Source organism: Acinetobacter sp. TYF_19, assembly GCF_043105125.1.
Classification (GTDB): Bacteria; Pseudomonadota; Gammaproteobacteria; order Pseudomonadales; family Moraxellaceae; genus Acinetobacter; species Acinetobacter johnsonii.
Genome location: NZ_JBICLH010000074.1, coordinates 1 through 598, shown reverse-complemented (window position 1 = coordinate 598; position 598 = coordinate 1). Strand labels below are relative to the sequence as shown.

Below are 598 nucleotides of genomic sequence, written 5' to 3'. Positions count from 1 at the left end.
AATGGACTGAAGCCATTGCCAGAGAGAGTGCAATAACAGAGCTACTTAAAATTTTATTCATGTTCCAGATCCAATCATTTAGTCATACTCGAATCATGATAGGAAAAATTAAGCAATAAAATTGTCCTTAAGGACAATCATCGAAACTATTGGGACAACATGCTATATTTATTATTTTAGAGAGGTAGATTGAATGGCTATACCAGTGATTGGATTGTTCGTATATCCCAATATAAATCCATTTCACTTCTCTATCCCCCATATCATTTTCAATATCAAGATTGAAGATAAACGCTTATTTGATCTGAGAATTTTTTCTATAGATGGCCAACCCGTAAAAACAGAACAGTCTATGATGATTATCCCTGATGGGGGGATCGAACTTATTAAACAATTGGATCTTATTATTATTCCTGGATGGGATGATTTTAATCACAAACCTGAAAAAGTACTTATCGATGCCCTAAATTGTGCATATCAAGCTGGAATTAGAATTGTAGGGTTATGCTACGGAACTTATGCATTGGCATATGCAGGGCTGCTTGACCATAAAAAAGCAGCTACGCACTGGATGGCTGAACAGGATTTTAGTGAACGA

General features: G+C 35.6%; 1 protein-coding gene. It reads left to right on the top strand.

Translation table 11 applies throughout. From position 1 onward, the window contains the following. Nucleotides 1–193: 193 nt before the first annotated feature. The coding region (locus tag ACF8FD_RS10825) for a DJ-1/PfpI family protein (RefSeq protein WP_392453380.1) at nt 194–598 on the top strand (405 nt) is incomplete at its 3' end.